The sequence below is a fragment of the Burkholderia sp. SRS-25 genome (assembly GCF_004343765.1).
In the GTDB taxonomy this organism is placed as follows: domain Bacteria; phylum Pseudomonadota; class Gammaproteobacteria; order Burkholderiales; family Burkholderiaceae; genus Burkholderia; species Burkholderia contaminans.
The window spans coordinates 169190-175742 of the sequence record NZ_PTXM01000023.1 but is presented as its reverse complement, the minus strand read 5'-3'; the positions used below and the strand labels follow the sequence as shown (position 1 = coordinate 175742).

The window sequence follows — 6553 nt, the reverse complement described above, 5'->3', positions numbered from 1 at the left end:
CGCGCTTCATCACCGAGCTGGAAGTCGGCAGCGTGAACGTGCGCGAAGTGCCCGGCTACCGGCTCGAGCTGACGCCGTTCGGCGGCGTGAAGGATTCGGGGCTGGGCTACAAGGAAGGCGTGCAGGAAGCGATGAAGAGCTTCACGAACGTGAAGACGTACTCGCTGCCGTGGTGAGCGGCGGGGAAGGGCATACCAAGCCCTGCCGCCGCCCGCAGCGTTACTGATAGAAGTTGAGCGTGACCATCGCAGAACGGCCCGGCGCCCACGTCGCGTAGATCGGATACGCGCTTGCGTAATACTTCTTGTCGAACAGGTTCTGCACGTTGAGCTGCACGTCCATCGTCTTGTTCACGCGCCACGTCGCGGCCGCGTCGAAGCGCGCGTAGCCGGGCGTCCATTTCTTCGTCGTCGCGGATACCGACGCGTAGGTCTGGCTCATCACCGTCGCACCGGCGCCGAGCGTGAGCTTCGGCATCACGTCGTAGCTCGTCCACAGCGTGAAGTTGTGCTTCGGCACCATCACCATCGGCAGGCCCGATGCGCCCGGGCTGCCGGGGCCTGCATCGGTCGTGATCGCGTTCAGGTACGAGTAGCCGCCGAACACGTGCCACTTCGGGCTCAGGTTGCCCGCGAAGCCGAATTCGACGCCGCGCACGCGCTGCTTGCCCGCGTTGACCGTGTGACCGAGGCCGTCGCTCACGCGCGCGTTGGTCTTCTCGGTCTGGAACAGCGCCGACGTCAGCGACAGCTGATCCTGCAGCACGTCCCACTTCGCGCCGATCTCGATGTTGCGCGAACGCTCCGGCGCGAGATCCTGGTTCGACGCGGTGATCTGGTCGGTGCCGCCGCCGAGGCCGCCGTTCGAACCCGGCGGGTTCGACGACGTGCCGTACGACGCATACAGGCTCACGTTGCTCACCGGCTTGAACACGAGGCCGAACTGGTAGCTGAACAGGTTCGACGTATTAGACAGGTCGGCCACCCCGGCCTGCTTGCCGGTGGTGTCGTAGCGGTCGAAACGCAGCCCCGTGTTGAACTGCCAGCGCTCGGACAGCTTCACGGTATCGAAGATGTACGCGGAAACCGTGTCGGTGCGCGTGTTCGTCGTCGCGCCGGGGAAGCCCTTGTCGCCGTTCAGCACGATGCTGCCGGTCCACGGCATGTTCGGGTTCCAGCCGCCCGCGAGCGGCGTGCAGTTGCCGGCCACCGAGCACGGGCCGCCCGAGCGGATGTTGTTGCCTGCCGAATCCGACACGAGGTAGCCCTCGTAGCGGGCTTGTTCATGGCTGAACTCGACGCCGGCCGTCATCGTGTGCTTCATGCCGAACAGGTTCGCGCTGCCGGTCACTTCGGTCTGGTTCGAGAAGCCGTTGAGCGCGTACTTGCCGCTCTTCGCCTGCAGGCTCAGCATGGTCGGGTTCGAGGCGAGGATCTGCGGGTTCGTCGCGACGTAATCGAGCGTCGAGCGGCCGAACATCGTCGTGTTCTTCAGCTTCCAGTCGTCGTTGAGCTTGTGCTCGACGCGCACCTGGGCGGTGTCGGTCTGCCCGTAGCGGTAGTCGCGCGTGTTCAGGCCGAAGAACTGGCCGCGATCGGTCGGCACCGGCGTGCCGCCCGACGCGCGGAACGGCACGCTGAAGTCCGGCATGTCGTACGAGTTCATGTGGTAGTAGCTGACCGTGACCGTGGTCGGCGTGTTCAGCCCGAACACGATCGACGGCGCGACGCCCCAGCGCTTGTTGTACACGTCGTTGCGGCCGGCCTGGTTCGCGTCGTGACCCATCACGTTCAGGCGCACGGCCGTCGTGTCGTTGATCTTGTGGTTCGCGTCGACCGTCGCGCGCTTGTAGCCGTCGGTGCCGAAGCCGATGCTGCTGTTGATGAAGTTGTCGTTCTTCGGCGTCTTCGTGACGATGTCGATGCTGCCGCCCACCGAGCCGCGGCCCGCGTAGACCGAATCGGGGCCCTTGATCACGCTGATCTGCTCGACCGCGAACGTTTCGCGGTTCTGCAGCCCCGAGTCGCGCATCCCGTCGACGAAGATCGAGTTGCGCGATTCGAAGCCGCGGATCACCGGGCGGTCGGCCGACGGGTTCGCGGCCGCATCGCCGCCGAGGAACGTGATGCCGGGCACCGAGCGCAGCGCGTCCGCGAACGACGTGACGTTCTTTTCCTTGATCAGTTGCTCGGGGATCACCGTGACCGAACGCGGCGTGTCGAGCAGCGGCGCGGTGAACTTGTACGACGGCGAACGCTTCACCTGCAGGTCCGACGGCACGGTCGATTGAACCGTGATCGTCGGCAGCGTCGCCCGCACGTCGGCGGGCGGGGCCGCCTGATCAGCGGCGGGCGCGGGAGCAGGGGCGGTTTCGGCGGAAGCGAGCAGCGGGGTCAGGAAAACGGAGCAGGTCAGCGCCGACACGAGGGCGCGAGGCCTCGTCTTGAACTGGGCGGGCATATCGAGAGGCAGCAGAAGGTTCGGTGAGCGGGTGCGTTTTCTCGATGCCGGGCAGGCAGCGCGGAACACCGGAAAACGTCAATGTAAATGCGTATGATTCGCGTTTGCGATTCGCAATTGTACGGATTGGTACTAATTCTGTAAACGATCGAATGGTTTTTGTACTAATTTGGTCAGACTTTCGTGGGGGGCGGATTGCCTTTGCGCGGCGTGCAACACCACTTTTCATCACCCGGCCGGTGCGCCGCGGCGGCGACTCGATACACTGCCGTACCGGTTGGACGGGCCCCGGCAAGCAGGCCCCGAGCATGGAGACAAAACACGATGGACACCCAACGCGCAGCAGTCGTCACGTACCGAGGCGATGCGATCGAGAACACGCACGTCGCCCATGTTGCGGTGGTCGATGCACGCGGCAGGCTGCTGGCCCGGTTCGGCGATCCGTTCCGGATGACGCTTGCGCGCTCGGCGGCCAAGCCGGCGCAGGCGCTGTCGGTGATCGAGACGGGCGCGCCCGAACGCTTCGGCTTCGACGATGCGGATATCGCGCTGATGTGCGCGTCGCACAGCAGCGAGGACCGGCACATCGAACGCACGCGCGCGATGCTCGCCAAGGTTGCGGCGCACGAATCGGATTTGCGTTGCGGCGGCCATCCGCCGTTGTCGGACGCGGTGTATCGCGCGTGGATCAAGCGTGACTACACGCCGACCGGCGTGTGCAGCAACTGTTCGGGCAAGCACGTCGGGATGCTGGCCGGCGCGCAGGCGATCGGCGCCGCGATCGCCGATTACCATCTGCCCGACCATCCGATGCAGGTACGCGTGAAGCACGTGGTGGCCGATGCGTGCGGGCTGCGCGACGACGAAGTGGGCTGGGCGATCGACGGATGCAACCTGCCGACGCCGGCGTTTTCGCTGGACCGGCTCGCGCGTCTGTACGCATCGCTGGCCGACGGGGCGGATACGGTGGAAGCGGGCGGTGGCGACATTACCGATCGCGTGCGTGCGCTGGCGCGCATTCATCATGCAATGACCGCGTATCCGGAGTTGGTCGCAGGCGAAGGCCGCTATTGCACGGTGCTGATGAACGCGTTCGACGGGCAGGTGGTCGGCAAGCTCGGCGCCGATGCGTGCTACGGGATCGGCGTGCGTGCGTCGGCGCGCACGCGGGCGCTGGGCGCCGACGGCGCGCTCGGCATCTCGGTGAAGATCGAGGACGGCAATCTCGACGTGCTCTACATGGTCGTCAGCGAACTGCTCGAGCGGCTGCAGATCGGCACGGCCGAGCAGCGCGCGCCGCTGGCCGGCTTCCATCGGCCGCGGATGCTCAACACGCAGGGCGTCGAGATCGGGCACGCCACGTTCCCGTTCGAATTGCAGGCGGCCTGAACGGCGTGAATGCGCGGCTGCCGGGGGCCCGCGACGCGGGCCGTATGCAGCGGCGCGAACGTGACCAAGGGCGCGTGCGCTACGCGCTCGCGCCGCGAATCTTCGTCAGCTCCAGCTCCGACAGCTCGCCGATATGCGCGAGGTGTTCCGCGAGAAAGTCCTTCAGCACGCGCAGCTTTGCCGAGCTGCGTCGGTTCGCCAGATAGGCGATGTAGATGTATTCGCCCGTCAGCCGGTTCTGCAGCCGGTAGCGCGGCAGCACGGCTTCGAGCCGGCCGCTCGCGAGCAGGTCGCGCACCAGCCAGATCTCGAACTCCGCGATGCCGAGCCCCGCGCAGGTCGCTTCGAGCAGCAGCTCCGAATGGTCGGTGACGAGGTTGCCGGCCGGCAGCACGCTGTGACGCGCGTCGCCTTTCACGAGATCCCAGCGCGGATCGCCTTCCGGGTGCACGTAGCGCAGGCAGTTGTGTTGCTTGAGATCGTCCGGCGTGGACGGGCGCCCGTAACGGTCGAGATAGCCGGGCGTCGCGCACAGGATGCTGTCGTTGCGCGACAGGCGGTGGACGACGAGGTTGTCCAGGTAGTTCTCGCCCTCGTGAATGTCGAGATCGAAGCCGCCGGCCACGAGATCGTTGTGGTTGTCGGTGAGCCGCACGTCGAGCTGGATCGTCGGGTAGCGCGCGAGGAACGGTGCGACCAGCGGCGCGAGATGGCGGCGGCCGAACGCCACCGGCGCGGTGAGCTTCAGCGGCCCGCTCGGCTGCGCGTTCAGCTCGGCGACCACGCGCAAGGTGTCGTCGAGATCGGCGATCAGCGTGACGGCGCGTTCCAGGTAGATATGGCCGGCTTCGGTGAGCGTCACGCTGTGCGTGGAGCGGTGCAGCAGCGCGACACCGAGGGCTTCCTCGATCGCCGTGACCTTGCGCGCGACGGTGGACGTCGACACGTGCATCTCCTTCGCGACCGCCGAAAAACTCCCCGTTTCGACCACCCTGACGAACGCGCGCATCGCGCCCATGTGATCGATGCCGGTTTCCTTCGCGCCTCTTTTCATTCGATTCTCATTGTTGCGTCCCACGCAAAACCGCTTTCGATAATACAGAAGTGAGCTTGTTTTTGCAAAGGCATAGAATGCGAACCCGTCGCATCGCGAAGCGGCGCACGACGAAGCGGCACGACGAGCGGCACGAGACACCCAGGAGGGCACGATGACAGAAAACGGCTTCCGCGTCGAAGCGGATCTTTTAGGTAAGCGAAGCATTCCGAGTGAGGCCTACTACGGCGTCCATACGCTGCGCGCGAAGGAGAATTTCGACATTTCCGGCCGCACGATTGCATCGCTGCCGTTCCTCGTGATGGCGCTCGCCGCGGTGAAAGAGGCCGCGGCCGACGCGAACTGCGAGCTCGGGCTGCTGCCGCGGCCGCTTCGCGATGCGATCGCCGCTGCGTGCGTCGAGATCCGCGAAGGGCGCCTGCACGACCAGTTCGTCGTCGACATCATCCAGGGCGGGGCCGGCACGTCGACCAACATGAACGCGAACGAGGTGATCTGCAACCGCGCACTCGAGATCATGGGGCACGCGCGCGGCGAGTACGAATACCTGCATCCGAACGAGCACGTGAACCTCGCGCAGAGCACCAACGACGTCTATCCGACCGCGATTCGCGTTGCGACCTGCTTCGCGGTCGAGCACCTGCTCGAAGCGATGGCGCACCTGCGCGATGCGTTCGCGGAGCGGGCCGACGCGTTTGCCGGCTTGCTGAAGCTCGGCCGCACGCAACTGCAGGACGCGGTGCCGATGACGCTCGGCCAGGAGTTCTCGACCTACGCGGTGATGCTGACGGAAGACATCGCGCGCCTGCAGGAAGCCGGCTGGCTGATTCGCGAGATCAATCTCGGCGCGACCGCGATCGGCACGGGGATCACCGCGCATCCGCAGTACGCGGAGAAGGCGCTCGCGGCGCTGCGGCGCATTACCGGGCTCGACCTGAGCACCGCGCCGAACCTGATCGAAGCGACGCAGGATTGTGGCGCGTTCGTGCAGGTGTCGGGCGTGCTCAAGCGGATCGCCGTGAAGCTGTCGAAGATCTGCAACGACTTGCGGCTGCTGTCGAGCGGCCCGCGCGCCGGGTTCGGCGAGATCAACCTGCCACCCGTGCAGGCCGGCTCGTCGATCATGCCCGGCAAGGTGAATCCGGTAATCCCGGAGGTCGTGAACCAGGTTGCATTCGAGGTGTTCGGCAACGACCTGACCGTGACCTTCGCGGCCGAGGCCGGGCAGCTTCAGTTGAACGCGTTCGAGCCGGTGATCGCCAGCGCGCTGTTCCGCAGCTTCAGCCACCTGACGGCCGCCTGCACGACGCTCGCGCAGCGTTGCGTGAGCGGGATCACCGCGAATCCCGAGCGGCTGCGCGAAACGATGGAGCGCTCGGTCGCGCTCGCGACCGCGCTGAACCCGTACATCGGCTACAAGCGCGCGACCGCCGTGGCGGCCGAGGCGCACGCGACCGGCAAGTCGATCCGCGAGGTCGTGCTGGAGCGCGAGTGGATGACCGATGCGCAGCTCGACGAAGCGCTGCAGCCCGAAGCGCTGATCCGGCCGCGCGTGCTTTGACGCAGGCTGCGCGGGCCGCCGGTGCGTGACGCCGGCGGCTTGCGTGCGGCTGCATCCGAAGCGCCCCCGCGCGGGGCGCGACACATCAA

The 6553-nt window shown here is 66.3% G+C and carries 5 protein-coding genes; 3 read left to right on the top strand and 2 right to left on the bottom strand.

Annotated elements, in window-relative coordinates:
* A partial coding sequence (locus tag C5O79_RS30150; RefSeq protein ID WP_131932017.1) for an aldehyde dehydrogenase family protein occupies nt 1-176 on the top strand: 176 nt, incomplete at its 5' end.
* Between the two features lie 43 nt (nt 177-219).
* Here C5O79_RS30150 and C5O79_RS30145 read toward each other — a convergent pair.
* Nucleotides 220-2460, bottom strand: coding sequence for a TonB-dependent receptor (locus tag C5O79_RS30145; RefSeq protein ID WP_122475472.1), 2241 nt, complete (start codon nt 2458-2460; stop codon nt 220-222).
* Nucleotides 2461-2784: 324 nt separating this feature from the next.
* Here C5O79_RS30145 and C5O79_RS30140 point away from each other — a divergent pair, with 324 nt between their 5' ends.
* The gene (locus C5O79_RS30140) at nt 2785-3849 is read left to right on the top strand and encodes an asparaginase (RefSeq protein WP_122475474.1); all 1065 of its coding nucleotides are present in this window, start codon (nt 2785-2787) and stop codon (nt 3847-3849) included.
* Nucleotides 3850-3928: 79 nt separating this feature from the next.
* On the opposite strand, the gene C5O79_RS30135 is transcribed toward C5O79_RS30140, so the two are convergent.
* Nucleotides 3929-4903 carry a LysR family transcriptional regulator gene (locus C5O79_RS30135; protein ID WP_046547521.1) on the bottom strand — a complete coding sequence of 325 codons (975 nt, stop codon included), beginning with the start codon at nt 4901-4903 and terminating at the stop codon, nt 3929-3931.
* Nucleotides 4904-5057: 154 nt separating this feature from the next.
* On the opposite strand from C5O79_RS30135, the gene aspA reads away from it, so the two are divergent.
* A complete protein-coding gene (aspA, locus tag C5O79_RS30130; protein WP_047850189.1) occupies nt 5058-6464 on the top strand; it encodes an aspartate ammonia-lyase in 1407 nt (468 codons plus the stop codon).
* The last annotated feature ends 89 nt before the right edge of the window (nt 6465-6553 follow it).